Annotated in this window: 1 protein-coding gene and 1 pseudogene; both read right to left on the reverse strand. The window is 50.2% G+C overall.

Translation table 11 applies throughout. The features are described 5' to 3' along the window. A partial coding sequence (locus tag AOQ29_RS08020; RefSeq protein WP_242977396.1) for an ATP-binding cassette domain-containing protein occupies window positions 1–210 on the reverse strand: 210 nt, incomplete at its 3' end. Next, window positions 186–518: pseudogene (locus AOQ29_RS08025) on the reverse strand (energy-coupling factor transporter ATPase); the annotation flags it as partial. The gene AOQ29_RS08020 and the pseudogene AOQ29_RS08025, both read right to left, overlap by 25 nt.

A 518-nucleotide genomic window follows, 5' to 3' on the forward strand; every position in this document is an offset into this window, starting at 1 on the left:
GACAACCTGGTCAAAAACGACCACTTGTCCCCCGCTTGGCAGAAGCAGTGCATTCAAGTGCTGGACGAGGGTTGATTTACCGGACCCTGTTTGCCCAACAATAGCGGTTACCTGGCCGGGTTCGATCGTCAAATTAATATTGTTTAAGATTAAGTGCGGGTGCTTATCTGCCCCGTAGTGAAAGTTCAAGCCTTCAATTTTGATAGCCATGCAGCTAACTCCTGCTTCGATAAATACTGGCTTGGTGCCTGGGGAAGCGCTTGGGCAAGCTGAACCTCAAAGGGTTGGTCTAAGCCAAGCTGCTTTAATTCTGAGCCGTGAACAAATAAATCTTTGGGTTGGTCATCGAAGGCGACTGCCCCATCGTTCACAACAACAACGCGGTCTGCCATCGCGGCTTCAGCCATATCATGGGTGATAACAACTAAAGTCAGATCATCCCGGTATTGGTCCTTCAAGTCTTGCAAGGTTTCCAATACTGCAGCCTTACCGGCTGGGGCGAGCATCGCCGTTGCTTC

The sequence above is a fragment of the Fructobacillus ficulneus genome (assembly GCF_001047075.2).
Taxonomy (GTDB): domain Bacteria; phylum Bacillota; class Bacilli; order Lactobacillales; family Lactobacillaceae; genus Fructobacillus; species Fructobacillus ficulneus.